The sequence below is a fragment of the Streptomyces typhae genome (assembly GCF_009755605.1).
Taxonomy (GTDB): Bacteria; Actinomycetota; Actinomycetes; order Streptomycetales; family Streptomycetaceae; genus Streptomyces; species Streptomyces typhae.
Window position 1 is genome coordinate 217,102 of record NZ_WPNZ01000001.1, and the last position, 25,434, is coordinate 242,535.

At 67.2% G+C, this 25,434-nt stretch carries 24 protein-coding genes and 1 pseudogene; 9 read left to right on the forward strand and 16 right to left on the reverse strand.

The window, feature by feature from the left end; all coding sequences use genetic code 11:
• Positions 1-227: 227 nt before the first annotated feature.
• The 6 genes from GPA10_RS00925 to GPA10_RS00950 form a co-directional block, all read right to left on the reverse strand.
• The gene (locus GPA10_RS00925; RefSeq protein ID WP_157163823.1) at positions 228-680 is read right to left on the reverse strand and encodes an ATP-binding protein; all 453 of its coding nucleotides are present in this window, start codon (positions 678-680) and stop codon (positions 228-230) included.
• A 264-nt stretch (positions 681-944) separates the two neighbouring features.
• Positions 945-1,379, reverse strand: a complete 435-nt coding sequence (locus GPA10_RS00930) for a (deoxy)nucleoside triphosphate pyrophosphohydrolase (RefSeq protein ID WP_157163824.1) — start codon at positions 1,377-1,379, stop codon at positions 945-947.
• A gap of 19 nt (positions 1,380-1,398) precedes the next feature.
• Positions 1,399-1,581, reverse strand: coding sequence for an SPOR domain-containing protein (locus tag GPA10_RS00935; protein WP_058849761.1), 183 nt, complete (start codon positions 1,579-1,581; stop codon positions 1,399-1,401).
• Between the two features lie 452 nt (positions 1,582-2,033).
• Positions 2,034-2,786, reverse strand: a complete 753-nt coding sequence (locus GPA10_RS00940) for a GntR family transcriptional regulator (RefSeq protein WP_343040151.1) — start codon at positions 2,784-2,786, stop codon at positions 2,034-2,036.
• 343 nt (positions 2,787-3,129) lie between these two features.
• Positions 3,130-4,713 carry a S8 family peptidase gene (locus GPA10_RS00945; protein WP_058849763.1) on the reverse strand — a complete coding sequence of 528 codons (1,584 nt, stop codon included), beginning with the start codon at positions 4,711-4,713 and terminating at the stop codon, positions 3,130-3,132.
• A 432-nt stretch (positions 4,714-5,145) separates the two neighbouring features.
• The gene (locus tag GPA10_RS00950; RefSeq protein ID WP_058849764.1) at positions 5,146-5,652 is read right to left on the reverse strand and encodes a MarR family winged helix-turn-helix transcriptional regulator; all 507 of its coding nucleotides are present in this window, start codon (positions 5,650-5,652) and stop codon (positions 5,146-5,148) included.
• 151 nt (positions 5,653-5,803) lie between these two features.
• Between GPA10_RS00950 and GPA10_RS00955 the strand changes: the two genes are divergently transcribed.
• The 3 genes from GPA10_RS00955 (at position 5,804) to GPA10_RS00965 (ending at position 8,138) form a co-directional block, all read left to right on the forward strand.
• Complete coding sequence (locus tag GPA10_RS00955) at positions 5,804-7,159, forward strand: MFS transporter (protein ID WP_246258593.1); 1,356 nt, start codon at positions 5,804-5,806, stop codon at positions 7,157-7,159.
• Between the two features lie 299 nt (positions 7,160-7,458).
• Complete coding sequence (locus tag GPA10_RS00960) at positions 7,459-7,734, forward strand: hypothetical protein (RefSeq protein WP_014048106.1); 276 nt, start codon at positions 7,459-7,461, stop codon at positions 7,732-7,734.
• A complete protein-coding gene (locus GPA10_RS00965) occupies positions 7,731-8,138 on the forward strand; it encodes a PIN domain-containing protein (protein WP_343040152.1) in 408 nt (135 codons plus the stop codon). Before GPA10_RS00960 ends, GPA10_RS00965 begins: the two co-directional genes overlap by 4 nt.
• Before the next feature lie 140 nt (positions 8,139-8,278).
• Here the strand turns inward: GPA10_RS00965 and GPA10_RS41550 are convergent, their stop codons facing one another.
• The 3 genes from GPA10_RS41550 to GPA10_RS00980 all read right to left on the reverse strand — a co-directional run bounded on the left by GPA10_RS41550 (position 8,279) and on the right by GPA10_RS00980 (position 9,692).
• Complete coding sequence (locus GPA10_RS41550; protein WP_198351473.1) at positions 8,279-8,428, reverse strand: hypothetical protein; 150 nt, start codon at positions 8,426-8,428, stop codon at positions 8,279-8,281.
• Positions 8,429-8,524: 96 nt separating this feature from the next.
• Positions 8,525-9,292 (reverse strand): site-specific integrase, encoded by a 768-nt coding sequence (locus GPA10_RS00975; protein WP_198351500.1) that lies wholly within the window; start codon positions 9,290-9,292, stop codon positions 8,525-8,527.
• Positions 9,255-9,692 carry a hypothetical protein gene (locus GPA10_RS00980; RefSeq protein ID WP_157163826.1) on the reverse strand — a complete coding sequence of 146 codons (438 nt, stop codon included), beginning with the start codon at positions 9,690-9,692 and terminating at the stop codon, positions 9,255-9,257. The genes GPA10_RS00975 and GPA10_RS00980 overlap by 38 nt, the downstream gene beginning before the upstream one ends.
• A gap of 376 nt (positions 9,693-10,068) precedes the next feature.
• On the opposite strand from GPA10_RS00980, the gene GPA10_RS00985 reads away from it, so the two are divergent.
• Together GPA10_RS00985 and GPA10_RS00990 are read left to right on the forward strand one after the other, a co-directional pair.
• The gene (locus tag GPA10_RS00985) at positions 10,069-10,335 is read left to right on the forward strand and encodes a hypothetical protein (RefSeq protein ID WP_157163827.1); all 267 of its coding nucleotides are present in this window, start codon (positions 10,069-10,071) and stop codon (positions 10,333-10,335) included.
• Positions 10,332-10,724 carry a PIN domain-containing protein gene (locus GPA10_RS00990; protein ID WP_343040153.1) on the forward strand — a complete coding sequence of 131 codons (393 nt, stop codon included), beginning with the start codon at positions 10,332-10,334 and terminating at the stop codon, positions 10,722-10,724. The genes GPA10_RS00985 and GPA10_RS00990 overlap by 4 nt, the downstream gene beginning before the upstream one ends.
• Before the next feature lie 218 nt (positions 10,725-10,942).
• On the opposite strand, the pseudogene GPA10_RS42110 reads toward GPA10_RS00990, so the two are convergent.
• Positions 10,943-11,174, reverse strand: a pseudogene (locus GPA10_RS42110) (IS630 family transposase); the annotation flags it as partial.
• A 1,162-nt stretch (positions 11,175-12,336) separates the two neighbouring features.
• On the opposite strand from GPA10_RS42110, the gene GPA10_RS01000 reads away from it, so the two are divergent.
• Both GPA10_RS01000 and GPA10_RS01005 read left to right on the forward strand, forming a co-directional pair.
• A complete protein-coding gene (locus GPA10_RS01000; RefSeq protein WP_157163828.1) occupies positions 12,337-12,612 on the forward strand; it encodes a hypothetical protein in 276 nt (91 codons plus the stop codon).
• The gene (locus tag GPA10_RS01005) at positions 12,609-13,016 is read left to right on the forward strand and encodes a PIN domain-containing protein (protein WP_093675289.1); all 408 of its coding nucleotides are present in this window, start codon (positions 12,609-12,611) and stop codon (positions 13,014-13,016) included. Before GPA10_RS01000 ends, GPA10_RS01005 begins: the two co-directional genes overlap by 4 nt.
• Positions 13,017-13,029: 13 nt before the next feature.
• Here GPA10_RS01005 and GPA10_RS01010 read toward each other — a convergent pair whose 3' ends face one another.
• The 4 genes from GPA10_RS01010 to ychF all read right to left on the reverse strand — a co-directional run bounded on the left by GPA10_RS01010 (position 13,030) and on the right by ychF (position 20,515).
• Positions 13,030-16,176 carry a type I restriction endonuclease subunit R gene (locus GPA10_RS01010; protein WP_157163829.1) on the reverse strand — a complete coding sequence of 1,049 codons (3,147 nt, stop codon included), beginning with the start codon at positions 16,174-16,176 and terminating at the stop codon, positions 13,030-13,032.
• Complete coding sequence (locus GPA10_RS01015) at positions 16,176-17,384, reverse strand: restriction endonuclease subunit S (RefSeq protein ID WP_157163830.1); 1,209 nt, start codon at positions 17,382-17,384, stop codon at positions 16,176-16,178. Before GPA10_RS01015 ends, GPA10_RS01010 begins: the two co-directional genes overlap by 1 nt.
• Positions 17,381-19,138, reverse strand: a complete 1,758-nt coding sequence (locus tag GPA10_RS01020) for a type I restriction-modification system subunit M (RefSeq protein WP_343040154.1) — start codon at positions 19,136-19,138, stop codon at positions 17,381-17,383. The genes GPA10_RS01015 and GPA10_RS01020 overlap by 4 nt, the downstream gene beginning before the upstream one ends.
• A 288-nt stretch (positions 19,139-19,426) precedes the next feature.
• The gene (gene ychF / locus GPA10_RS01025) at positions 19,427-20,515 is read right to left on the reverse strand and encodes a redox-regulated ATPase YchF (protein WP_343040156.1); all 1,089 of its coding nucleotides are present in this window, start codon (positions 20,513-20,515) and stop codon (positions 19,427-19,429) included.
• A 387-nt stretch (positions 20,516-20,902) separates the two neighbouring features.
• On the opposite strand from ychF, the gene GPA10_RS01030 reads away from it, so the two are divergent.
• The gene (locus tag GPA10_RS01030) at positions 20,903-21,607 is read left to right on the forward strand and encodes a DUF6542 domain-containing protein (RefSeq protein ID WP_425505634.1); all 705 of its coding nucleotides are present in this window, start codon (positions 20,903-20,905) and stop codon (positions 21,605-21,607) included.
• A 118-nt stretch (positions 21,608-21,725) separates the two neighbouring features.
• On the opposite strand, the gene ppgK is transcribed toward GPA10_RS01030, so the two are convergent.
• Positions 21,726-22,478 carry a polyphosphate--glucose phosphotransferase gene (ppgK, locus tag GPA10_RS01035; protein WP_058849820.1) on the reverse strand — a complete coding sequence of 251 codons (753 nt, stop codon included), beginning with the start codon at positions 22,476-22,478 and terminating at the stop codon, positions 21,726-21,728.
• A 99-nt stretch (positions 22,479-22,577) separates the two neighbouring features.
• Positions 22,578-23,573, reverse strand: coding sequence for a 4-hydroxy-3-methylbut-2-enyl diphosphate reductase (locus GPA10_RS01040; protein ID WP_157163831.1), 996 nt, complete (start codon positions 23,571-23,573; stop codon positions 22,578-22,580).
• Between the two features lie 89 nt (positions 23,574-23,662).
• Between GPA10_RS01040 and GPA10_RS01045 the strand changes: the two genes are divergently transcribed.
• A complete protein-coding gene (locus GPA10_RS01045; protein ID WP_157163832.1) occupies positions 23,663-25,075 on the forward strand; it encodes an APC family permease in 1,413 nt (470 codons plus the stop codon).
• Positions 25,076-25,434 lie beyond the last annotated feature (359 nt).

The window sequence follows — 25,434 nt, forward strand, 5'->3', positions numbered from 1 at the left end:
CAGGCCGCTTCGCACCCGTCGCCTTCGCTGGTATCTCGCTCACGCGAACCGTCCCCTCCAGCTCACCGCGTCCGGCACCGGTCACCGGATGTGGCTGCCCGCAGTATCCAGCACTACGGTGCCGGGCCACACGCCGTTCACGATCACAGCACGGACTCAACGCTTTTTGGCCCGTGTCCGCCTTGTGCTCGTCCCCTGCACTTGTACGTACCGGCGCCACCTGTCTTCTATCCGGGCAGCGCCAGCTCGAACCACACCGTCTTCCCCGCGCTGCCCGTCCGTCCCGGTCGGGTACCCCAGCGCCGGGATGATCGCGCCACCAGCTGGATGCCGCGTCCGCCTTCGTCGTCGGGGGCGGCGGCGCGTTCCCTGGGCGGGTCCGGGAGCGGATCGGAGACTTCCACGAGCAGGGCGCCCCCAGGTCTCGCCGGGCGCACCAGACGCACCCCGATGGGGCCCGAGGCATAGCGCAGGGAATTGGTCACCAGTTCGCTGACGAGCAGCACGGCGACATCGCCGAGGGTGCCGAGCCCCCACTCGCCGAGTTGCCCGCGGACGACGGCGCGGGCCGTGCGCACGGCTCCGGGATCCGCCGGGAAAGCCCACTCGGCGCAGTCGCCTTCGGTGTCGATCACGCCGATCACTTCCCAGGCCAGCGGCGGACCTATGTCCGGTTTCATGGGGTTAATGGGCACATACCCGATATCCCGGCCGCGCTACCGTATCCAAGGGGACACAGTGACACGAACGGCGTAGGGGGCGCACAAACTGTCCCCTCATCACCTCGCACGCCCCCTCGCCCAGGCGTCACCGAACGAGGCGCCACGAGACGCGGCGAGCCCCTACGAGGAAGAGCCGGGCGAGGAGCCGGGCGAAGAATCACGCACCGAACCGGGCCCGGAGTCACGCCCCGAACCGGGCGAGGAATCGCACACCGAACCGGGTCAGGAGTCACGCCCCGAACCGGGCGAGGAATCGCGCACCGAACCGAGCGAGGAGTCGATCAGCGCCTGGATCGCCGGGACGTCGCCGGGCAGCCAGTCCACCGTCCACAGCTCATCGGGGCGCAGCCAGCGCAGTTCGTCGTGGTCCTCGAGCGGCCGGGGCTCACCGGCGAGCAGCCGGGCCCGCCACACCCGCATCACATATCCGCGTCCGAGGTCGAAATCCCCCGGCACCCGCCCGAGCGGCTCCGCCTCGACCCCGAGCTCCTCGCGCAACTCGCGCACCAGCGCGTCCTCGCCCCGCTCCCCGGGCTCGACCTTGCCGCCCGGCAGCTCCCAGCGCCCGGCCAGTTCCTCGGGTGCGCTCCGGCGGGCGGCGAGCAGTCGCCCCTCGTCGTACAGCGCCGCACCCACCACCGCGATCAGCTCAGTCATGCGGCGGAGCCTACGACCTTCAGCGTCCGCCGTTCGGACTCAGCCGCTCCACCCAGTACAGCTTCTCCTTGCCGCGGCCGTCGAGGCTGTCCACCATCTTCTGGGCCTCGGCCTTGGTCGCGTACCTGCCGACCCGGTAGCGGTTGCCGTTGTCGTCCTGCCGTATCACGAGCCAGGGAAGTATGACCGTTCCGTCGTTCATGCCGTCCCTCCGCTCCCAGCCCCCGGCGCGCCCCACGCCTCGATCTGTAAGGAAACCGCAATCCGCATATGCCCGAGCTTACGCCCGACCTTTACGCAGCGGATACGAATTTGCACAAAGAGATACGCAATCGGCCAGCACACAGGGGGCGCACTCTCGCGAATGCGCCCCCTGCGATGATCCCGCACGGCCACGACGAGCCGTAACTCCCTCTGCTTTACGGTTCGTTGACTTACCCTCGGACGACGTGCGCCCCGCTCGCGCCGATGGCCCGGGAGGCCACCGGCAGGGCGCGCCCCCGAGGGCCGCCGGGAGCCGCCCGGAGCCCCGGCCCGCACCACCGGCATCCGATCGCGACGGGCCATGAGAACGGCCGGATACCACCGCCACCGCACGCGCTCCACCCCCTGCTGCCCCACCCCCTGGCAGAACCGGCAGACAGCGGACGGCGGTCAGCGCACCGGCAGGTGGTAGGCGACGCGGTAGCGGTCCGCGGGCACCACGATGTCGGCCGTCTCCACGGGCCTCCCCGAGGCGTAGTAGGTCCGGCGGATGACGAGGACGACATGGCCGGGGACGCCGCCGAGGGCGAGCAACTCCTCGGCGAGACCGGGGCGGGCGCTGACGTCCTCCGCGACGTTGTCCACGATGACATCGATGGCGGCCATGCGGTCGACCACGCCGCAGCCGCCGAGGGGGCCCTCCTCCGGGAGCATCACCGGCGTCCGTCCGGTGACGGCGAGGGGCTCCCAGGACGTGGAGAGCATCATGGCCTCGCCCGCGTCCCGGAAGACGTACCTCGTGCACATCACGCGGTCGCCGGGGCGGATGGCGAGGCGCTCGGCGACCGCGCCGCTCGCCTCCGCCTGCTCGCTGCGGGACTCCCAGGTGCCCCGGGCGCTCTCGGCGGCCTGCTCCTGCCGGAAGGGGGTGGAGACACCGGGGCCGCGGAAGCCCGTACGCGCGATGCGGCGCGGGTCGGGGCGCTCGCGCACATACGTACCGGAACCGGAGCGGCCCTCGACCAGGCCCTCGGCCATGAGCACCTTGCGGGCTTCGAGAGCGACCGTGTCCGAGACCCCGTACTCCTCGCGGATCCTTGCTTGCGAGGGGAGGCGGGTGTGCGGAGGCAGCGAACCGTCGACGATCTTCTTGCGGAGATCACCCGCGACGCGGAGATACGCCGGCTGCTCACCGAATGTCACTGGCCACTCCCATCAGGTTGACAGACAGCAACAGCCTGGCAACCGTGGGTTGTTGGTCGCAACCCTAGGCCAAGGAATCACTCGAAGTGATGATTTCCTGCTACACGGGGCTTTACGCAGGGCGTTTCAAGCGTTATAGCCATCAACCAACCCACACCCGAGAGTCGTTGGCCCTCTTATGAGCCCTCTCACGGGCACTCCCGTGCGGGCAGCCCTTCCACACGCAAACATGACCGCGCCCCCGCGGTGGGCCGGGTCGGTGACCCGGGCCGTTCCGCGGGGGCGAAGTCACGTGCGGGTGAGGCCTGGCGCCGCTACTGCGTGGCGCCGTCCGTCAGGGCCGTCAGAACTGCAGACCCCAGGAGTCGAGGGTGCCGACGTCCTGGGCCGCGTTGTCCGTGACGCGCAGCTTCCAGGTGCCGTTGGCGGTCTCCGACGAGGCGTCGACGGTGTACGTGGTGTTGATGTCGTCCGAGCTGCCGCCGGTGCCGAAGTTCTTCAGGACGTAGGCGGTGCCGTCGGGGGCGAGGAGTTCGACCTTCAGGTCACCGACGTACGTGTGCTTGATCGCGACCGGGACGCCGAGCGCGGCGGGGGCGTTGCCGGCGACACCGGTGACCGTCACCGGGGACTCGACGGATGCGTTGTCCGCGATGGCGAAGTCCGCGCCGTTCTCGAACTTCGGTCCGGGCGGGTTGGTGCCGCCGCCGCCCACGTACAGGAGGCGGTTGGGCGAGCCCGTGCCGGGGCTGCCGACGACGTTCGGCGTCGCGGCGGTCGTCAGGGCGGTGGACACCTGGGCCGGGGTGGCCGACGGGTTCTCGGCGACGTACAGGGCCGCGGCGCCCGCGACGTGCGGCGACGCCATCGACGTACCGGAGATGCTGTTGGTCGCCGTGTCGTTGGTGTTCCACGTCGAGGTGATGTTGGAGCCCGGGGCGAACAGGTCGAGCACGGTGCCGAAGTTCGAGTAGCTCGCCTTGGCGTCGGTGTTGGTGGTGGCACCGACGGTGATGGCCTCGGTGACGCGTGCGGGTGAGCGCGTCGAGGCGTTGGTGGACTCGTTGCCGGCGGCGACGGCGTAGGTGATGCCGGCGGCGATCGAGTTGCGCACCGCGGTGTCGATCGCGCTGTCGGCCGGGCCGCCGAGGCTCATGTTGGCGACGGCGGGCTTGGTGGCGTTCTTGGTCACCCAGTCGATGCCCGCGACGACCTGCGCGGTGGTGCCGGACCCGGAGTTGTTGAGCACCCGGACGCCAACGATCTTCGCCTTCTTCGCGACGCCGTGCGCGGTGCCGCCGACGGTGCCGGCGACGTGTGTGCCGTGGCCGTGGCCGTCCTGCGCGACATTGTCGTTGTCGACGGCGTCGTAGCCGTCGACGGCACGGCCGCCGAAGTCCTGGTGCGTCTTGCGGACACCGGTGTCGATGACGTAGACGGTGGCACCCTCACCGGCCTTGTCCGGGTACGTGTACTTCTGGTCCAGCGGCAGACTGCGCTGGTCGATGCGGTCCAGACCCCAGGACGGCGGGTTGTTCTGGGTGGCGGCGACCGTGTACGTCCGGTTCTGCACGACGGAGGTGACGGCGGGGTCGGCGGCGAACTTCTTCGCCTCGGCCTCGGATGCCTCCACCTCGTAGCCGTTCAGGACCTTCTTGAACGTACGCTCGATCTCGGCCCCGTGCTTCTCGGCGAGCGCCTTGCCGGCCGGGGAGTCCGCCTTCGCGACGTGCGCGTCGAGCGTGACGATGTAGCTGTTCGCGATCGTGCCGGGCGCACCGGCGTACTGGATCCGGCCCTCCGCGGCCTGCGGCTGCGCGCTCGCGGGAAGCGCGGACACGACGCCGAGGGCGACGGCCGTGGCGGCGGTCAGGGAGAGGGTGCCTATGCCGGCCAGTCTTCGGCGGGGGTGACGCGTCACTGCCATCTGAGGGGTCCTCCTCAATCGGTGGTGCGCTGGTGGGGGATGCGACAAGGGCATGACAATGTTTGGGAGAGACGTCACGTCAAGTTGATCAGTGTTCAACTCCCTGTCGCCGACGAAAGATTGACCGATCCATAGAAAACCCACAAGGGCAGTGTTCGGACGTAACACGACTGCCATGCACCCGCCATGACATGGCATCAACAATCGATGCATTTCGTCCGCGACACAGGGAACGACCCCTGGTCCAGGCATCGGCACCGGACTTCGGCTTCCGAGGGGCGGAGGCTGGCGAGGGGCCGCGATGGCGGGATTTCAGCCACGGTGGGCACTCCACGCTTTTGCGCCGCGGGGTTCACACGGGGTTGCCCGTGCCTCTCGGGTCACGGGCGGCACTTCGGCCACGGGCCTCGGCCGGCCGCACTCCGCCCCTCTTCAGGTGATCGACGTGTCCCCGTGCTGCTCCAGGAACGTACGGAGCACGGCGACCGCCCGCTCCATCTCCGCGGGGTCGATGCCGCCGAGGATCCGGGCGTGGTTGCGCAGATGCCCGGCCATCAGTACGTCGGTGAGCTCCTGCCCGCGCTCGGTGAGCCTGATCTTGACGGTCCGCCGGTCGCCGCTGTCCCGCACGCGCTCGACGAGCCCCTTGGCCTCCATCCGGTCGATACGGTTGGTGATCGCACCGGACGTCACCATGGCCGCCTTGAGGAAGGCGCCGGCGGTCAGGGCGTACGGCGGCCCCGAGCGGCGCAGCGTGGTGAGGACGTCGAACTCGCCCATCTCCACGCCGTGCTCGGCGCAGAAGGTCTTCACCTCCCGCTCGATGACCCGGTTCGCCCGCTGCACCCGGGCGATGAACTGGACCGGCCAGAGATCGTCCGCCAGCGCGGGCCGCTCCTTCTCCCACTGCCCGACGATGGCGTCCACGACGTCGCTCACAGGGACCTCCTCTTCTTGGATCCTTCGCCCACAGTCTCTCAATGTTAAGACACTTGACACTGAACGAACCCGCATGCATTCTTATCTCAACGTTAAGAGTTCCAGCCTTCAGAAAACGAAGGCTCACAGAGATGGCTTCAGGGGGATTCCCATGTCCAGCACCACCGCATCTACCGCGCTCGCAGCACCTGCGGAACCTGCTGTAGAGCCCACGAGAGAGCGGGGGCGGGGGCGGGACCGGGACCGGAACCGGGGGCGGGACCGGAACCGGGAGCGGGAGGGAAACCAGGAACGGGAAGGGGAAGGGGAAGGGGAAGGGGAAGGGGAAGGGGAACACACACCGCCCCAAGTCCCCGTCATCTGGCTGGCGTTGCTGGCGGCGCCGGTGGCGGCGGGGGCCAACGCCCCGGTGCTGATCCTGCCGGACATGGCGCGCTCGCTGGGGGTGGGGACGGCCACGGCGACGTGGATGGTGACGGCCTTCGCGTGGGCGATGGCGGCGGGCACCCCGCTGCTCGCGGCGCTGCTGCGGCGGTACGGGTTCCAGCCGCTGCTGCGCCTGAGCACGGCGCTGGTGCTCGGTGGCACGGCGCTGGTGGCCCTCGCGCCGTGGCTGCCGGTGGCGCTGGTGGGTCGGGTGGGGCAGTCGCTCGGCGGCGCGGGCCTGGTGGCGGCGGCGATGAACCTGGCGGGCAGCGCACGCAGGATGGGCGTGATCAGCTCGGGCTTCGGTGTCCTCGGGGCGGCGGGCCCGCTGTTGGGGGCGACGCTGACGGACGCGGTGTCGTGGCGGCTCGCGTTCGGGGTGTCGGCGGTGGCGGTGCTCGCCGTACCGGTGGTGGCGCGGTACACGCGGGGGACGAAGCCGGGCGGGGGTGGCTTCGACGCACGCGGGGCGGCGCTGCTGATAGCGCTGGCGACGTCGCTGATCCTGCTGCCGACGGCACCGCTCCCGGCGCTGGCAGCGGCCTTGCTGACAATTGTCGTCCTGGCCCTGCACATCCGCCGCCGCCCGGAGGGCTTCGTCCCGGTCCAACTCCTGCGCTCACCGCTCTTCCTCTTCTCGGCGGCACTCGGCGGAACGCTGTCGACCACGTACTTCACCCTCCTCTTCACGGTCCCGAGCCTGCTGCGGGACAGGGCGGACTGGTCGAAGGGGGCGATCGGCACGGGCCAGCTGGTGACCCTGCTGACGGCGTCGGCGCTGTCGTGGCTGCTTGCGGCGAGCGCGGTGCGGCTGGGCAGGACGGTGGTGCGGGCGGTGCTGATCTCGGTGGGCGCGGCGGCGATCACCACGGCGGTGTTCGCGACGTCGGGCGTCCTGCTGCTGCTCGCGGCGGGCGCGGCAGCCTTCGCGGCAACGGGCGCCAACGCCACCCTCTCCATGCACGCGGCATCAGCCCCCACCCCCACCCACCGCCCTACGGCCATCGGCCTCTTCGCCCTGAGCTATCAGCTGGGCGGGGCGTTCGGGCCGGGGGTTGCTACGGTGCTGGTCCTTGGGTGATCCTCGATCGCCCGGTACGCGAGCGGCCCCCGCCCGAAGACCCGGGCGGGGGCCGCGGCGATACTCCCCGGCAACCGGCTCCTCAGAGGTGGTGGCACGGCCACCTCGTCACCATGCTCACTGTCGCCCTCATGGAGCAGGCGCCCGCCCGCTCACATGCCGGCACGATCCCAGCACGGGATTCACTGCAAAGTACAAGAAGATTCAGGAGCGCCACGCCTACGCGTCAACGCCCACCCCGGATACGGGTCGCGCGGCACTCCAGGCACTGTAATAGTTTCTGTACTAGACTTGCGGCCATGAAGTCACCCCGCCCCGGCGGCACGGAGAACATCTCCGTTTCCATGCCCTCAGAACTTCTCGGTGCCCTGCGTACACGCACCGGTAAGCGCGGCGTGTCCGCGTACGTGACGGCGGCGGTCCGGCATCAGCTCGCCATGGACGGCCTCGCCGAGATCGTGGCCGCCTACGAGGCCGAGCACGAGCCGCTGAGCGAGGCCGAAGTCCAGGCCGCGCAGAGCGAACTGTTCGGGGACGCACCGGCTCCCTACGCGTCGAACGACAGCGCCGCGTGAAGGAGCCCGCCGCCAGGTCCCTGATTCTGGACTCCCAGGCGTTGTCGCTGCTACTACGCACCGATCGCCAGATGATCACCCGAATCGAGGCCGCTCGGCGCGTAGGTGTGCCCGTCCTCGTGTCAGCCCTGACGGTAGTGGAGGCCGTCTACGGGAAGACGGACACCGCCCGGCTCCACTGGGTGCTCTCCCGCCTTCAGGTCCAGGACGTCACCCAGGCAGACAGCCTCACCGCGGTGCAGATGCTGAGCGACGCCGGCGGCCTGCACGGCCACAAGTACGCCATCGACGCCCTCGTCGCGGCGATGGCGCTCCGCTCCCCGGCACCCGTGCTCGTACTGACCTCGGACCGCGACGATTGGTCGAAACTGTGCGGCGACCGCGTACAGATCAAGGACGTCTGACCTCTCAACGCTTACTCAGGTTGCATCCGCCTGCTGATCGACTGCCGCTTCGCGGACGGCATCCGGAACTCGGCTTCGCTGGAGGCGGCGGCCACCGCGCGGATCCTTCTTCGCGCCCGTGCGGGCGGCGCTGATGCCCGTCAGTTGCCCGTCACCCACGAGTGCCCGTCACCCACGAGCGAGATGTCGACCGCTATCGCCTTGCTGTGCTTGACCCCGATCAGCACCACGTCGGAGAGGTCCACGTCGGCTGCCCAAGAGGACTCGGCGATCACCTTCTCCGTCCTCATCCTCGATCGCCCGCGCGTAGCGGCGCCGGAAGTCGCGCTGCGCCGGGCTGATCGCCGCCGCGAGAGCGTTCCTTCCCTTCCGTATCCGTCGAGCACTTACACGCCAACGGCATCATGCGGTCGAGCCAGCCCGTGGGCGGTCCAGTCGATGGTGTTCGTCGCTCCTGACCCGGCCCAGTGCTCGATCAAGTACCGGTGCCCGACGCCCTCCTCCTTCGCTGCGGCGACGATGCTCGTGACGGCCTCCCACTGGTGGAAGCGCGGGAGGAGCAGAGGGCCCGACCCCGAAGAGTCGGACCCTCGCGAGACCTCGCGGATCGGCACGCCGTTCCCCAGCGCGGTCGAGGTGAAGAAGCGCCGAAGACTGCCGGGCGTGTATTTGGCCTTGCCGTCCACATCGACCACGCCTGCTGCCGCGCACGCCTTCTTGAAGTGGCATCCGAAGGTGGCGGCGGTGGGCATCACACCCTTGCCACGCTGGCGGCGGGGGGGGAAGAAGACCTCCAGCCGCCGACGTCTGCCGCGAAGCCCTGTGAAGGCCACGGACACCAGCGCCCACCGCGACAAGTGGTCGTCGATTTCCTGCTCGACGACCGGGGCTGCCGGGACGTCCCGGTACTCACCCTCCGTCCGGTGCTTGAGCGGCACCAAGGCTGTGCGGCAGTCATCGTGGTGCGCTTTGGCACTGACCTGCCGGCGGACCCTGACGAAGCCGGACCGTCGGCACTCGGTGGAGAAGGCGAGGGCCTCGCTGGGGCGCTGACCGGTGCCCGATTGCAGATAGACCGCGAGCCGGTACTGCGGGGAGATGTGCTCCGCGATCAGGTCAACCTCGCCCAACGTGGGAATCTCGTCCTCGTCCACCGCGCACGGGGCCGCCCGGGATACCCGGACACCGCGCGGGATTGCGCCAGATGCGTTTCTCCACGACGGCCACCTCTAGCATCGCGGCCACCATCATCAACCGATCGTTGACCGTAGAGACCGCCAACCCGGCGCCGGCGGAGTGCGGTTGCCTGGTGAACTCCTCGAAGTCGCGCCGTGCCAGCCCGGCCAGCATCTTCCGTTCCAGTCGCGGCACGAGATGGTTCTGGACGAACCCTTCGTAGTTGCGGCGCGTCGATTCACCGCTGACCCGGCGCTCCAGCCACTCCTGAGCCCAGACCTGCAATGACACCCACCCAGGCGCAGGATCGAAGTGAACGTCGGCCTTCTTGTCGTTCTCGCCCTTGTCGGCAAATGCATCCGCACCATCCGAGCCCACCCGCCGGGCAAACGACCTCTCCCGCTGCCGCCCGCGCCTACCGCCCGGCTCCCGGTAACGCACCGTCCAGCCGTGCCGACATCGCAGACGGCCACAGGGGAAGTTCCGGTCCCGGACGTCCCTCTTGCACCTCTGAAAAACGCTCGCCACCCAAGCCCCGATCTGTCGCCTGGCCCGTGCTCGAGACCGTGCACTGGCGCCCCACGGCCCAGCAGGGCATTCATCGCCAATCCGCTTTTACCAGTGAATATGGGCCCAGCATCACCTACAGCCCCTGCCCGCCGAGACCCCTCACCGGACGCGCTCACACCGCGACGCTCGCTGACGCGCGAAGAGCACATCGACACCGGATGCCATACCGCACTATGGTTGATGTATGGCTACCAAGAAGGTGACTATCACCCTCGACGAATCCCTGGTCGAAGCCCTGTCCGGAGCTGCCGAGGAAGAAGGCATCCCACTTTCCCGCCTCGTCGCCGGAGCAGCCGAGCGCGAGCTACGCCTGCGGGCCGGTCGCGCCGTCATCCAGGAGTGGCAGGCCGAGCACGGTGCCTTCACCCCGGAAGAGCTTGCCGCCGCCCGCGCGGACCTGGCCGCCGCCGACGCCGAATACCTCAGCAGTTCGGGAGCCTCGGCCGCGTGAACATCCCCTACCTGTACGACGCCGGGGTCCTCATCGCCATCGACAACGACGACCGCAGCATGTGGGTCCGACACAGCCTCGCCCTCGAAGACGGACGGGACATCCACATCCCGTCCGTCGTCGTCAGCCAGGCATGGCGGGACTCCCGCCGCCAGGTCAGACTCGGCAAGTTCCTCGCCGGATGCCACGTCGTACCCGTCGGCCTCGAAACCGCCAAAACCGCAGGCATCCTCTGCGGCAAGGCCAGCACCTCCGACATCGTCGACGCTACCGTCGTGACCATGGCAGCCAGCCTCGGCGCCATCATCTGGACCTCGGACCCAGACGACATCCGCACCCTCATCGACGCCCAGGACATTAAACCCGCCCCGGTCATCCGAACCGTCTAACCTCAGATATTCCCCGGCGACCAGCCACTACGGGACCCAATAGCGAGGTGAGGGACGGAGACAGGCACGGCTGCCTGATCACGCAGGGGTGGACGGGCAGCGTCAGGACCTCCCGACAAGGGCGCTCACGTACTGGGCAACAGACATGCTCTTCGATGATTTTCGCCGAAGTCGAGTGGGATCTTGCAGGACTGATGACCCAGCCAGCGTGACACTTCCTACCGAGCTTGAACTCGTGGAGTCGTGAGCGACAATCCGGTTCCGACGTGGCATCCGTCGATGAGGTCGCTGAGGTATGGAATCGTGCGCAAGCCTCTGCGGACGGTCTGGACGAGGTGCTCGGGCGTGGTGAAGGCGACGTTGCTGAGCCAGCCGCGTCGCAGCGCCTTCGACCGGGGTGCGATCGGGTGCGTAGGAGGGCAGTTGGTGCGCGGCCAGCCACTTCAGCCCACCGCCGCGTGCGTACCGCATGAGTACGGCATACCGCGAAGATCAAGCTCCGTCAGCAACTACGACTCCACGAGTCCCAACTCAGTAAGCGGAGCGCCGTTGGGCACAGACCCCGCTCAGACAAAGCGGGCGAAGTCGAACGATGGTCCCGCTTGAAGCTGACGTTAGTTTCCTCCGACGTGGGCTGCCCCGTTTTCCACGTCGTCAAGGTGAACGATAATGTCCGCTATGGAAAGCGAGTCCATCAATTCCTTCGTAGGCACCTGAATGCCGCTTCCCATGCGCGTAGTCAGGCAGGGGAAAGATTCGTTCGACCAGAGGACAAATAAATGCCAGATCTACTCACCGCCGACACTAGCGAGTGACGGTTGCAGCAGGATTTGACGAAGTTCCTTTCAAGTTAAACAGAGCTTCGTAGCTAACTACAGCTCTAGAGCCGAGGAGCACACGTAAGAATGTGCACGGTTGGAGCCCCATATACGCCCTGCTGCACGACAGCCCCGTCAAGTTCATAACAGAAAGTGTGCAACTGCCAGCCTGATGCGCGATCACTCCGGTGAACCGAGCTGCAACCTGCCGGTTTCCACTGAACGAGACGACGGGACGCAACCGGTACTCCGTAAGGGCCTTGCCTCGCTCCTGCCGTTCTCGCTTCCTAGTGCTGGAGCGCCTGACGGCTGATGCTTCGCTTTGTTTCGCCGTAGCGGCCTCGGCAATCGCGGGGAACGGCACGAGACGCCCGGGGACCGCAAGCGGGCTGGCGTGCATCGCATCATCTGGGAGAGTGAAGCGATGCACTGCCAATCAGGCGCAGCCACTCTTCAGGCACAACTGCCATAAAAACGCCATCTGCAAGGCGCAGGACAGGTCGACACAGGAACCCGCCAAGGGGCCGAGCCCAGGAAAGGGCTCGACCCCGAACTCGCACGTCAACGAGCCGCATAACGTAAAGCAGTTGATCGATCACACGTTGAAGCGGAACTCCACCACAACCGCTCTGACCTGCGGTTATCCAGGCGCATCCCAGCACCATCCCAGCACGGGATTCACTGCAAAGTACAAGAAGATCCAGAAGCGTCAAGACTACGCATCAACGCCCGTCCGGATACAGGCCGCGCAGCACTCCAGACACTGTAATAGTTTGTGTACTAGACTTGCGGCCATGAAGTCACCCCGCCCCGGTGGCACAGAGAACATCTCCGTGTCGATGCCCTCCGAACTCCTCGGTGCTCTGCGCACCCGTACCGGCAAGCGCGGCGTGTCCGCATACGTGACGGCGGCGGTCCGGCATCAGCTCGCCATGGACGGCCTCGCGGAGATCGTGGCCGCCTACGAAGCCGAGCACGAGCCGCTGACCGAAGCCGAAGTCCAGGCCGCGCAGAGCGAATTGTTCGGTGACACACCGGCACCCTACGCGTCGAACGACAGCGCCGCGTGAAGGAGCCCGCGGCCAGGTCCCTGGTGCTCGACTCCCAGGCGCTGTCGTTGCTGCTGCGCAACGACCGCCAGATGATCACCCGGATCGAGGCCGCTCGGCGCGTAGGTGTGCCCGTCCTCGTGTCGGCCCTGACGGTGGTGGAGGCCGTCTACGGGAAAACGGATACCGCCAGGCTGCGCTGGCTGCTCTCCCGCCTTCAGGTCCAAGACGTCACCCAGGCGGACAGTCTCACCGCGGTGCAGCTGCTGAGCGACGCCGGCGGCCTACATGGCCACAAGTACGCCATCGACGCCCTCGTCGCCGCGATGGCGCTCCGCTCCCCGGCACCCGTCCTTGTGCTGACCTCGGACCGCGACGACTGGTCGAAACTGTGCGGCGACCGCGTACAGATCAAGGACGTCTGACCTCGGCGTCCACTCAGGTGTCGATCTGCTGATCGACTGCTGCTTCGTAGAAGGCATCCGCAAGGGCAACGATGATCGCGTTGATGGCCGGCCCATCGGTGAAGAAGTAGTCAGCCATCGTGTTGTGGGCGTCCTGATTCTCTGCGACTGCCTCCGTGACGGCGGCTTGAAAATCCTGTGACTCCAGGAACTGCTTCTTGGAATTCACCTTGGTCTGCTGGACCAAGTTCGGGTCAGCGAGCAGCAGCTGCACTAGGCCCTGTACGAACTCCCTGACCTGGGAGGCAGCGAACGTCTCGGCGCCGAAGAGGTCGTTCATCTTGTCTATGACGACCTGAAGCGCGACGTACTTCGGATCCTTCTTCGCTCCCGTGCCGGCGGCGCTGATGCCCTTCAGCTGCCCGTCGCCCACGAGTGAGATGTCGACCGCGATCGCCTTGTTGTGCTTGACGCCGACCAGCACCACGTCGGAGAGGTCGACGTCGGCTGCCCAAGCGGACTCGGCGATCACCTTCTCCAGCAGGCGCAGGAAGATCGAGAGCATCTCCATGTAGGGATCGCCGTAGTCGACGATCTGGGACATGAAGTCGTAGAGCCGTACGTAGGTGGAGACGTCCTTCCGGAACAGGTCGAGCTCCTGGAGCTTTACCTTGTCTTCCTCCTCGATCGCCCGCGCGTAGCGGCGCCGGAAATCGTGCTGCGCTGGGCTGATCGCTGCCGAGAGAGCGTTGTTGCCCTTCCGTATAACCCACAGTTCGGCGACTTTGCGGACGTCATCTTCGGTGTAGATCCCGGCCTGGGCGAGCTTGTTGGCCAGATGGACGACGACATACGGGTCGGTCTCGGTCTCCAGAGTCGCGTTCTTGAAGTATGGCTCGAAGGCCGTCTTGATGTCCTCGGGCTTGTTGGCGAAGTCGATGACGAACGTCTTGCGCTTCTGCTCCCCACCAGCGGTCCGGTGGGTGCGGTTGAGGCGCGAGAGCGTCTGCACCGCGGTGACCCCCGACAGCTTCTTGTCGACGTACATCGCCGAGAGCAAGGGCTGGTCGAAGCCGGTCTGGAACTTGTTGGCGACCAGCATGATCTTGTACGTATCGCCCTTGAAGGCGGCTGCCAGATCAGCCCCGGCACCGGGGTTCATATTGGCCTCGGTGAACTCGTCGTCCTTCGACGGTAACGGACCCCAGTCGCTGTGCCAGGTCTCGTCCTCGGGCATCGTCACCCCGCCCGAAAAAGCGACCAGGGTACGGTAGTTGTACGAGGCGTCCTCGCCGCGGCGCTTGGCGATGTACGCATCTATCGCCAGCTTGTACTTCACCGCAGACTTGCGCGAGTCGGTCACCACCATCGCCTTCGCCTTGCCTTCGAGGAGGTAGGCGACGTTGGCGTGGAAGTGCTCGACGACGATCTGCACCTTCTGGCTGACGTTCGTCGGATGGAGCTGGACCCACCTCATCAGCCCCTTACGGGCGGCAGCCTCCTCGACCTCGCCTCCGTCACCGGCCTCGGCCTTGCCGGCGATCTGCAGCGCGGTGTCGTAGGACTGGTAGCCCTTGAGGACATCGAGGATGTAGCCCTCCTCGATCGCCTGCTTCATCGAGTACAGGTGGAACTCGCGCGGCTTGCCGTCGGGGCCCTTACGGCCGAACAGTTCGAGGGTCTTGTTCTTCGGCGTCGCGGTGAACGCAAAGTAGGAGATGTTCTCCGACTCAGCCCGCTCGGTCATCTCGGAGGCCAGCACCGACTCCACATCGACGTCCCCGCCCTCCTCGACCTCCTTGAGCTCCTCGGCCGTCAGTACCTGCTTCAGCTTCGAGGAGATCTGCCCCGACTGGGAGGAGTGCGCCTCATCAGCGATTACGGCAAATCGCTTGCCCTTCAGACCGGCGTCGGTCCGGATCTCTTCCAGTGCATGCGGGAAGGTCTGCACTGTCACCGCGATGATGAGCTCGCCGTTTTTCAACGCCTGCGCCAGCAGACCCGACTTCGACTTCGCGCCGGCCTTGCGGACGTCCTCAGGGCTGATGGTCGCCACAATCTTCTTGTTCCCGTCGATCTGCCGAATCGCATCCTGCAGCTGGGAGTCAAGCACGGTACGGTCCACGACCACGATGACGGAGTCGAAGACCTTCTTGTCGTCGGCATCATGCAGTCGGGCCAGCCCGTGGGCGGTCCAGGCGATGGTGTTCGTCTTTCCTGATCCGGCCGAGTGCTCGATCAAGTACCGGTACCCGACACCCTCTTCCTTCACTGCGGCGACGATGCTCGTGACGGCCTCCCACTGGTGGAAGCGCGGGAAGAGCATGCTCGTACGCCGCACCGAGGTGCCGGTGGTGACGTCCCACTCCTCCTTGGTCTGGACGATCATCAGCCGCCCGATGATGTTCAGCCAAGCCTGCTTCTCCCAGACGCGTTCCCATAGGTACGTCGTCGCCGACCCGTCGTCCGCGCCGGGCGGGTTGCCGGCACCACCGTCGAAGCCGGTGTTGAACGGAAGAAAGTGGGTCTTGTCTCCCTCCAGCTTCGTGGTCATGGCCGCTAGACCGTTGGAGACTGCGAAGTGCACCAGCGCCCGGTGGCCGAACGACAGCAGCGGCTCCAAGCGCCCGTTCGTCAACGGGTTGCGGTCGTGCTTGTACTGGTTGATCGCCTCGTCCAGCGACTGGGTGAAGTCGGTTTTCAGCTCCACCGTGGCCACCGGGAGCCCGTTGACGAAGAAAACCAGGTCGATGGTGCGCTGGTCAGCGGTCGAGAAGTGCACCTGCCGCACTACCCGCACCCGCATGGCCTCGTAATGCGCCGCGGTGGTCGCGTTGAGCGAGGTATCGGGGCGGAACTGTGCCAGCTTCAACCGGCCGCCGCCGATGTACTGCACCCCGTTCCTCAGAATGTTTAGCGTTCCACCGCCGTGCTCCAACGGCTTGTCCAGCGCCGCGGTCAGCACGTCGAGGAACTTCGCCTGCGACCCTGCAGCCTTCAACGCCTTCTCGTACGCCGGCTTCTGCGTCGTCTCCAGCCACGCGAACAGATCCGCCGGGAACAGCGCCCGCTCTCGGTCGTACTCGCCACCGTCGTGGTCGTTTACCGAGTACAGCCAGCCGCGCGCCTCGAGACACTCGCAGATCTCCTTCTCGAAGACCGCCTCGTTGTGATCGGCCATCACGCGGCCTCCCTCACGTCGATCTGACCCGTCACTGCCGCCGAGATCAGGGCCAGCCGACGCTCGCGGGCAAGTTCGATGAATTGCTCCGATTCGGCGATGAGGACATCTACCTTCGAGGTCTGCTCGTCCAGATGCGCCGCGATGCGCTGCTGCTCAGCAACCGGCGGCAGTGCTAGCGGCAACCGACCGAACGTGGACCAGTTGCGGAAGTCAACACTCCGTTCACGCACGTTTGGGGCCTGCGTGGCAAGGAAGCCGCTGCGCCCCAGGTAGCGAAGCAGATGGGCGATATATGCCAGGTCATCCCCAGCAATGGCTTCGCACACGTGATAGACCGGCGTCGCATTACCGCGACTGTCAGAGACTCCAACCGCACCAGCAAAACCATCGAGGGCATGGAACACGAGGTCGCCCGGTCGGATCTCTTGGTAGCCACTCTCGCTGTTGGAAAAGGTGTAACCCTCCTCCCTGCGGTTACTTCGAAGGGTCACAACGCCATCTCGGTAGGCAGTCACAACGCCGAGCCCCGCCACTGGGGGACGTGACAATGGTTGCAGCGCGCGCTTGACGGTTGTTTGCCGTGCCTCAGATGGCGCCCCCAGGACGGCCTCGGATTCCGCCTCACGCCGTTCGCGGAGCAACTCTACGAGCCGCTTTTGCTCCTCAATGAGTGTGTCAATACGGGCGGTCTCGCGGTCCAGGTGGTCAGCGATAGCCAGCTGTTCCTCGGTAGGCGGAAGAGGAAACTCCTGCGCTTTGAGCAACTGCCACGATAGATTTCGCTGAATATCGCCCACACCACGCGACGAGATCACGTACGGAAATCGCGCGGCATACGACGCGAACAGGTACCGACCGAACCGCCGCTCCAGCCGCCGTGACACTTGGCAGACGATGTATGCGGGGCTGATGATTCCGCGCAGTTGCGAGATCGCAACGGACCCTCGCCACGCCTGTTGATTGTTCAGAACAAGGTCACCAGGAAGAACAAGTTGATATGCGGACGTATCCTCGCTAGTCGCATGAACGATTCGGTCTGCCTTATACGGAACGATCCCCTCGCCGAGATAGAGCGACAGCAGGGGAGCGTCTGAAATGTTCGTACGCTTCACAGGAGTCGTCAGACGGCCAAGCGCCACAGCGTCCCACTCTGCAGGAATGGATCGGAACCACGGGATGCCCGTTTCGCGCATCTGACGTGTCATCCTTCCACCTCTCGGAGGAGGTCGAGGATCTTTGTGACCTGTTTCTCCAAATCGGAGTCGATTTCCGCGAGCGGACGGGGCGGAACATACCTATAGAAGTGCCGGGTAAAAGGAATCTCGTACCCGGTCCTGACCTTCGCCCAATCGATCCATGCGTCAGGAACATGCGGCCTGACTTCGGCTTCGAAGTAGGCCTGGATGATCTCGGCTTGGCCGGACGCGCCGACGGTCGAGCCACCATAACTGAAGGGCACGTTTTCAATCTCGCGCTTCTTCGAGTCCGGCTTGACCCTGCCCTTGCTGGCGTAGACAGGCTTATTCTCCTCATCGAGGAGGGGGCGTTCGATGGTGACAGCCCAGTAGCCGAACTCGTCGTTGCGCAACACCTTGGAGTAGTCAGGGTCGGCATCGGTGAAGTCACCGTACAGCCGCAGCACCTCGGCACGGTCCGCGTCACCGAGCTCTCGGCCCTTGTCGCCAAGATTTTTACGCATCTTGGTCCAGAATGAGGTGCCGTCAATGAGCTGAACCAGCCCCTTGCGGTCAGGGTGCTTGGTGTTGTCAAGGATCCAGATGTAAGTAGCGATGCCAGTGTTGAAAAACATGTTGTTCGGCAGCGCTACGATCGCATCGACCAAGTCGCTCTCCAGCAGCCACTGACGAATGCTCGACTCGTTTGGCTTCTTGGGGTCCGGAGCCCTTCCATTGGTCAGTGGCGAACCGTTCATGACGATCCCTGCCCGACCACCGCCGTCCTCGGGGGCACGCATCTTGTGAGTTAGATGAAGCAGGAAAAGCATCTGCCCATCCGAGGTCGGAGGGAGACCGGGGGCAAATCGACCGAAGGGACCTGCAGAGTCGCGCTCTTCCTTGACCGCCTTGGCGTACTGCTTCCAATCCACCCCATAGGGCGGGTTGGACATGCAGTAGTCGAACTGACGGCCCTTGAAGGCGTCGTCGGTCAGTGTGTTTCCGAAGGCGATGTTGGTCGCGTCGTGGCCCTTGGCGAGCAGGTCGGACTTGCAGATGGCGTACGACTGCGGGTTGTACTCCTGGCCGTACAGGCCCAGCTTCGCATCGGGGTTCCCAGCGAGCAGGTGCTCTTCTGCCAGGGAAAGCATGCCGCCGGTGCCGGCGGTGGGGTCGTACAGCGACCGGATGATGCCGCCCTCGGTGAGGTCGACGTCCTTCTCCGCGAAGAGCAGGTCGACCAGCAGTCGGATCGCATCGCGGGGTGTGTAGTGGTCGCCAGAGGTCTCGTTCGCTGCTTCGTTGAACTTGCGGATGATGTATTCGAAGGCATCGCCCATGTCGGAGTTCGACACCGCATCTGGGTGGAGGTCGATCTTGCCGAAGGACTTGACGATCTCGCGCAGAAGCCCGGCCTTCTCCAGGGCCAGGATCTCCTTCTTGAAGTCGAAGTACTCGAACACGTCCACGTCGGCGGAGAACCGGTCGATGTAGTCGGCCAGGTTGTCCGCCAGCCCGTCCGCGTCGGCCAGCAAGTTCGCGAACGAGTAGTTGGAGGTGTTGTAGAAGGTCCGCCCTGTCGCCTTCTTGACCTCGAGCTTGAGCCGGTTCGGGTTCTCGAACTGCGCCGCCAGTTCTCGCACCGTCGCCTGATCGGGCTCCAGGATGCAGTCGAGCCGCCGCAGGATCGTGAAGGGGAGGACCACAGTCCCGTACTGGTTGGGGCGATAGGGGCCCCGAAGCTGGTCAGCGATGGACCAGATGAAGCTACCGAGCGTGCTCACAAGTTCCTCACGAGAATCGTCTAGCAGTGCCGATCACTTTGCCAGAGCCAGCGGTCGCCGTCCCACGGTTCGGCCACTCACCGGTGTGGATCCCAGCACCGGCAGCGCATCAGCGTCCCAGCACAATCCCAGCACGGTACGGATGACCAGGGACGACGACAGGTGACGAGGGATCAGCTATCCCAGCACCATCCCAGCACGGGAAAAACAAAGGGCCCGACTCCGAAGAGTCGGACCCCATCTGACCTGCGCGTTTGCCAGATCAGCGACGTGGTGTTATGTCACCCGTCACACATTGAAGCGGAACTCCACCACATCCCCGTCCTGCATCACATACTCCTTGCCCTCCATCCGCGCCTTCCCCGCCGCGCGGGCCTCCGCGACCGAGCCCGTGGCGACGAGGTCGTCGAAGGAGATGACCTCGGCCTTGATGAAGCCCTTCTGGAAGTCGGTGTGGATGACGCCGGCTGCCTCGGGGGCCGTCGCGGCCTTCTTGATGGTCCAGGCTCGGGATTCCTTCGGGCCTGCCGTGAGGTAGGTCTGGAGGCCGAGGGTGCGGAAGCCGACGTGGGCGAGGGTGGCGAGGCCGGGTTCCTCCTGGCCCACGGACTGGAGGAGCTCCAGGGCCTCCTCGTCGTCCAGCTCGGCGAGGTCCGCCTCCAGCTTGGCGTTCAGGAAGATCGCCTCGGCGGGGGCGACCAGTGCGCGCTGCTCCGCCTTGAAGTCGTCGTCCGTCAGCTCGTCCTCGTCGACGTTGAAGACGTAGAGGAACGGCTTGGTGGTGAGCAGGTGCAGGTCGTGCAGGAGTTCCGAGCGGTCCGAGCCCTGGACGATGCCCTGCGAGAAAAGGGTGTCGCCCTTCTCCAGGATCTCCTTGGCTTCCTCGACCGCCTTGACCTTCGGCGCGATGTCCTTCTTGATGCGCGACTCCTTCTGGAGGCGCGGCAGGACCTTCTCGATCGTCTGGAGGTCGGCGAGGATCAGCTCGGTGTTGATCGTCTCGATGTCGTCCTTCGGCGAGACCTTGCCGTCGACGTGGACGACGTTCTCGTCCTTGAAGGCCCGGATGACCTGGCAGATCGCGTCCGACTCGCGGATGTTCGCCAGGAACTTGTTGCCCAGGCCCTCGCCCTCGCTGGCGCCGCGCACGATGCCCGCGATGTCGACGAAGTCGACCGTGGCCGGCAGCACCCGCGCCGAACCGAAGATCTCGGCCAGCTTCGTCAGGCGCGGGTCGGGGACGCCGACCACGCCCACGTTCGGCTCGATCGTCGCGAACGGGTAGTTGGCCGCAAGGACGTCGTTCTTGGTCAGGGCGTTGAACAGGGTCGACTTGCCGACGTTGGGCAGACCGACGATTCCGATCGTGAGCGACACGTTGCGACTTCCCGTACGTGAGACTGGTGTGAGGGCTGGTGGCTGCCGGGGCAGCCGGACGGTGGGCGGTGGACGGTGCTGCGTACCGCCCCGAAGCGGTGTCGCGCACCAGCCTCGGTGTCCGGGTGGTCCGGGCGATCCACCAGTCTACGGCGTGCCGCCCGCCGCCCCGCCCCGCCGTCGGCCACCGCCCTCGGCCAGCGAGCCGCACCGCCGTCGGCCACCGAACCGCACCGCCCTCGGCCCCCCGCAGCCCCGCCCTCGGGCACCCGCACCCTCCGCGTCGGCCGCGCACCGTACCGCCGCCCTGTCGAACGCTCGGCCAAGCTCGGCCAAAACGCGTGTCCCAAGCCGGATTATCGGTACGGTCGGACCTAGGTTGGTCCGGTGGAGCAACACAGGACTCGTCCGCCGGGCGCCAGGCCGCGCCGGAACGCGCCGCTGCCCGGACAAGGCAGCCCCATGGAGCCCCCCGTCCCCTCGACCCCGCCACGGCCCCGCAGACCCGCGCCACCGCTCGTCCGCGCCCTGCGCAGGACTCCGCTGTACCGCAAGGTCAGCCGCATGCCGCTGTACCGGGCGCTGCGCCGGATGCCGAATCCGCGCCTCACCGGGCTCGGCAGCGGTCTCTTCGCCGCCGCCGTGATGTTTCTGCTCGCGTGCCTGATCCGGCTGCTATTCGGCGGCTCACTCGTCGCGTACGGCGTGCTGTTCCTGCCCGTGAGCGCCCTCACCGCCCTGTGGGTGCGGCCCGCCGACCTGGTGAGCGCGCCCGTCGCCGTGCCGATCGCGTTCGCTGCCGGGATGCTGCCGATCTGCGGCGGCTCCGACGGCTTCGGCGGGCAGGTCATAGGGCTCCTCACCGCCCTGGCCATGCACGCGGGCTGGCTGTACGGCGGGACGCTGGTCGCCGGCGTCATCGCCACCGGGCGCAAGATCAAGCAGATGGCCCGGCGCCGCCAGCAGCGCGTGTGGCAGCAACAACAGCAGCGGCAGCAGCAACAACAGAGGCACTCCCAGCAGTCACAGCAGCAGCAACCGCGTATGCGGCCGCCCGGGGAGTCGCCTTCTCGGCGGGTTCCTGCCTCCTGACGTCCCGCTCTCCTGGCCCCCCCCCGGCCCTTCCTGGCGTCCCCGCCCTTCCTGGCCCCTCTCCTCTCGGCGAGGGGCCAGGAGTCCTCTCGGCGAGGAGCCAGGAGCCACGACGCCGTCAGGCGCCCTGCGCCTCCGCCCGCGCCGCCATCGCCGCGCCCACGATCCCCGCGTTGTTCTGCAGTTCGGCCGGGACGACGGCGGCCTCCACGTCCTTGATCAGGGGCAGGAACTTGTGGGCCTTGCGGCTGACGCCGCCGCCGATGATGAACAGCTCAGGCGAGAACAGCATCTCCACGTGCGCCAGATACTTCTGCAGGCGGCGCGCCCAGTGCTCCCAGCTCAGGTCCTCGTCCTCGCGGGCCTTGGAGGAGGCGCGCTTCTCGGCGTCGTGGCCGTGCAGCTCGAGATGGCCCAGCTCGGTGTTGGCCACGAGGCGGCCGCCGGTGAAGAGGGCGCTGCCGATGCCCGTGCCGAGGGTCAGCACGATGACCGTGCCGGTGCGGCCGCGGCCCGCGCCGAAGTGCATCTCGGCGACGCCCGCCGCGTCCGCGTCGTTCAGGACGGTCACCGGCGCGCCCCCGATGCGCTCGGAGACCAGGCGCCGGATGTCCGTACCGATCCAGCTCTTGTCGACGTTCGCCGCCGTGCGCGCCGTGCCGTTCGTGATCACGCCGGGGAACGTGACACCGACGGGGCCCGTCCACTCGAAGTGCTCCACGACCTCGCGCACGCAGTCGGCCACGCCGTGGGGCGTGGCCGGCTGCGGAGTGAGCACTTTGTGCCGCTCCTGCGCCAGGTCGCCGCGCTCCAGATCGACGGGCGCGCCCTTGATCCCTGATCCGCCGATATCCACACCGAAGATCTGCATGGACACCACGTTACGACGCCCCACCGACAGTGACGCGCCGGTGTCCTCGCGGCAGCGCGACGGTCACTTCCCCCCGGACGGCTCCGACAGCTCCGACAGCTAAGACAGCTCCGACAGTTCCGCGGCCTCCGCGCGCAGGTCCCTGCGCAGCTCCTTGGGCAGCGAGAACGTGATCGACTCGTCGGCCGTCTTCACCGTCTCCACGTCCGCGTAGCCGCGCTCGGCGAGCCATTCGATGACGCCGTCCACCAGGACGTCGGGGACGGAGGCGCCCGAGGTCAGGCCGACCGTGGTGACGCCCTCCAGCCAGGCCTCGTCGATCTCGCCGGCGTTGTCCACCAGGTGCGAGGCGGGCACCCCCGCCTCCAGGGCGACCTCGACCATGCGGATGGAGTTCGAGGAGTTCTTGGAGCCCACGACGATGACGAGCTCGGCGTCCTCGGCGAGCTTCTTCACCGCGGTCTGGCGGTTCTGCGTGGCGTAGCAGATGTCGTCGCTCGGCGGCGAGAGCAGGTTCGGGAACTTGTTCTGCAGGGCGCCCACGGTCTCCATGGTCTCGTCCACGGAGAGCGTGGTCTGGGAGAGCCAGACGACCTTGTCGGGGTCGCGGACCTCGACGTTCGCGACGTCGTCGGGGCCGTCGACCAGCGTGATGTGGTCGGGGGCCTCGCCGGAGGTGCCGATGACCTCCTCGTGCCCCTCGTGGCCGATCAGGAGGATGTCGAAGTCCTCCTTGGCGAACCGCACCGCCTCCTTGTGGACCTTGGTCACCAGCGGGCAGGTCGCGTCGATCGTGGCGAGCTTGCGCTCGGCGGCCTCCGCGTGGACGGTCGGGGCGACGCCGTGCGCCGAGAACATCACGATGGACCCCTCGGGTACCTCCTCGACCTGGTCGACGAAGATGGCGCCCTTCTTCTCCAGGGTCTGGACGACGTACTTGTTGTGGACGATCTCGTGGCGGACGTAGATCGGGGACCCGTACTGCTCCAGGGCCTTCTCGACGGCGATCACGGCACGGTCCACACCCGCGCAGTAGCCACGGGGAGCGGCGAGCAGGACACGGCGGGAGCCAGGCGTTGCAGTCATACGGACCATCGTAAGGCCGCGTACGACAGGTCAAAGATCGCCCGAGTGGGGAGACTGGGAGCCAGGTCACGACCAGCGGAGGCACCCCCGGAGGCTCGATGTCCCCCCACAAGCCGCATGCGCCCCTGCCGCCCGACGGGGAGGTACCCCCTTCCGGGGCCGGCCGAGCCGGCAGATCCGACACGGACGGCCTCAGACGGAGTCTCGGGTTCCGGGACCTCGTCGTCTACGGACTGCTCTTCATCGCTCCGATGGCCCCCGTCGGCGTCTTCGGGACGCTCGACGCCAAGTCGCACGGCGCGGTGGCGCTGGTCTACATCATCGCGACGGTCGCCATGGCGTTCACCGCCTTCAGCTACGCGCAGATGGTCAAGGTGGTCCCCCAGGCGGGCTCGGTGTTCGCCTACGCGCGCGTGGGGCTCGGCAAGGGGCCCGGTTTCGTCGCGGGCTGGATGGCGATGCTGGACTATCTGCTCATCCCGGCCGTCGCCTATCTGTTCTCCGGGATCGCCATGCACGAGCTGGTGCCCTCGGTGTCCCGGTGGGTGTGGACGGCGATCGCGGTGGCCCTGACGACCGCCCTGAACCTGTGGGGGGTGCGGCCCGCCGCCCGGGTGGGCTTCGCCGTGCTCGCCCTGGAGATCGTGGTGCTGCTCGTCTTCGTGGTGGCGGCGATTGTGGTGCTCGCGCGGGACGGCGCGGAGCGGGGCTGGCTCTCGCCCCTGTCGGGTGACGGCACGCAGGGCGCGTTCGCCCTTTCGGCGGTGGTCGGCGCCGTGTCGGTGGCGGTCCTCTCCTACCTCGGCTTCGACGCGATCGCCTCGTTCGCGGAGGAGGTCACGGGCGGGTCGGCGAAGGTGGCACGTGCGGTGCTGTTCTGCCTGGTCCTCACAGGTGTGCTGTTCGTCGCGCAGACGTATCTGGTGGCCCTGATGACGCCGGTGTCGTCCGCCGACCTCGCCGCCAACCCCGGTGACCAGGGGTCCGCCTTCTACTCGGCGGTCGATTCCTCGGTGGGCGGGTGGCTGCACGACCTGGTGGCCGTCAGCAAGGCGATCGGGGCGGCCTTCGCCGCGCTGGCCGGGCAGGCCGCCGCGGGGCGGCTGCTGTTCGCCATGGGGCGGGAGCGGCGGCTGCCGCGGGCCCTTTCGAAGACCGAGTCGGGTACGCCCCGGGTCGCACTGCTGTGCGCGGCCGTCGTGACGCTGGTGGCCGCCGTGTGGGCGGCTCGGCGGGACGACGGGATGGACCATCTGGTGTCCGTCGTCGACATCGGGGCGCTGACCGCCTTCTTCCTGCTGCACGCGAGCGTGGTGGGGTGGTTCGCGGTACGGCGGCGGGGCGGACCCGTCAGTTGGTGGCGGCATGTTCTGGTGCCGGTGCTCGGGGCGGCGATCGTGGTGGCCGTGATCGTGGAGGCCTCCGGGTCCGCTCAGGTGGTGGGGGCTGTCTGGTTTGGGGTGGGGTTGGTGGTGCTGGGGGTGCAAGGGGTTCGGCGGGGGGCGGTGTAGGGGTATCCCCGCCCGGCCTCTGGGCGGGCCAGTTGCCCGCAGGACGGGCGGGTCGGCTGCCGCAGGACGGGCGGGTCGGCTCCCGCAGCGGCAGGCAGGTCGGCTGCCCGCGGCGGCAGGCGGGCCTATCCGCAGAGCCGGGGGCTGCCCACAGGGCGGGCGGGGCCATCCGCAGGGCGGGCGAGGGCTGTCGGCAGGGCGGAGGACCGCCCGGGGCAAGTCGAAGGGCTGGCCGCAAGGCGGAAGGCCGCTTGGAAGGCGGGGGGGCTGCCCGCACGACGGAAAGCCACCCGCAAGACGGGGGACTGCCCGCACCACGGAAAGCCACCCACAAGACGGGGGACTGCCCGCACCACGGA

What these genes read in the sequence shown, in the direction of transcription:
- GPA10_RS01000 (WP_157163828.1), top strand. Translation starts at nt 12,337, where the DNA reads ATGAAGTCACCCCGCCCCGGTGGCACAGAGAACATCTCCGTGTCGATG.
- GPA10_RS01015 (WP_157163830.1), bottom strand. Translation starts at nt 17,384, where the DNA reads ATGACACGTCAGATGCGCGAAACGGGCATCCCGTGGTTCCGATCCATT.
- GPA10_RS00945 (WP_058849763.1), bottom strand. Translation starts at nt 4,713, where the DNA reads ATGGCAGTGACGCGTCACCCCCGCCGAAGACTGGCCGGCATAGGCACC.
- GPA10_RS01010 (WP_157163829.1), bottom strand. Translation starts at nt 16,176, where the DNA reads ATGGCCGATCACAACGAGGCGGTCTTCGAGAAGGAGATCTGCGAGTGT.
- GPA10_RS00930 (WP_157163824.1), bottom strand. Translation starts at nt 1,379, where the DNA reads ATGACTGAGCTGATCGCGGTGGTGGGTGCGGCGCTGTACGACGAGGGG.
- GPA10_RS00985 (WP_157163827.1), top strand. Translation starts at nt 10,069, where the DNA reads ATGGCTACCAAGAAGGTGACTATCACCCTCGACGAATCCCTGGTCGAA.
- GPA10_RS01040 (WP_157163831.1), bottom strand. Translation starts at nt 23,573, where the DNA reads ATGGTCCGTATGACTGCAACGCCTGGCTCCCGCCGTGTCCTGCTCGCC.
- GPA10_RS00935 (WP_058849761.1), bottom strand. Translation starts at nt 1,581, where the DNA reads ATGAACGACGGAACGGTCATACTTCCCTGGCTCGTGATACGGCAGGAC.
- GPA10_RS00960 (WP_014048106.1), top strand. Translation starts at nt 7,459, where the DNA reads ATGAAGTCACCCCGCCCCGGCGGCACGGAGAACATCTCCGTTTCCATG.
- GPA10_RS01045 (WP_157163832.1), top strand. Translation starts at nt 23,663, where the DNA reads ATGTCCCCCCACAAGCCGCATGCGCCCCTGCCGCCCGACGGGGAGGTA.
- GPA10_RS00925 (WP_157163823.1), bottom strand. Translation starts at nt 680, where the DNA reads ATGAAACCGGACATAGGTCCGCCGCTGGCCTGGGAAGTGATCGGCGTG.
- ppgK (WP_058849820.1), bottom strand. Translation starts at nt 22,478, where the DNA reads ATGCAGATCTTCGGTGTGGATATCGGCGGATCAGGGATCAAGGGCGCG.
- GPA10_RS41550 (WP_198351473.1), bottom strand. Translation starts at nt 8,428, where the DNA reads ATGAGGACGGAGAAGGTGATCGCCGAGTCCTCTTGGGCAGCCGACGTG.
- GPA10_RS00955 (WP_246258593.1), top strand. Translation starts at nt 5,804, where the DNA reads ATGTCCAGCACCACCGCATCTACCGCGCTCGCAGCACCTGCGGAACCT.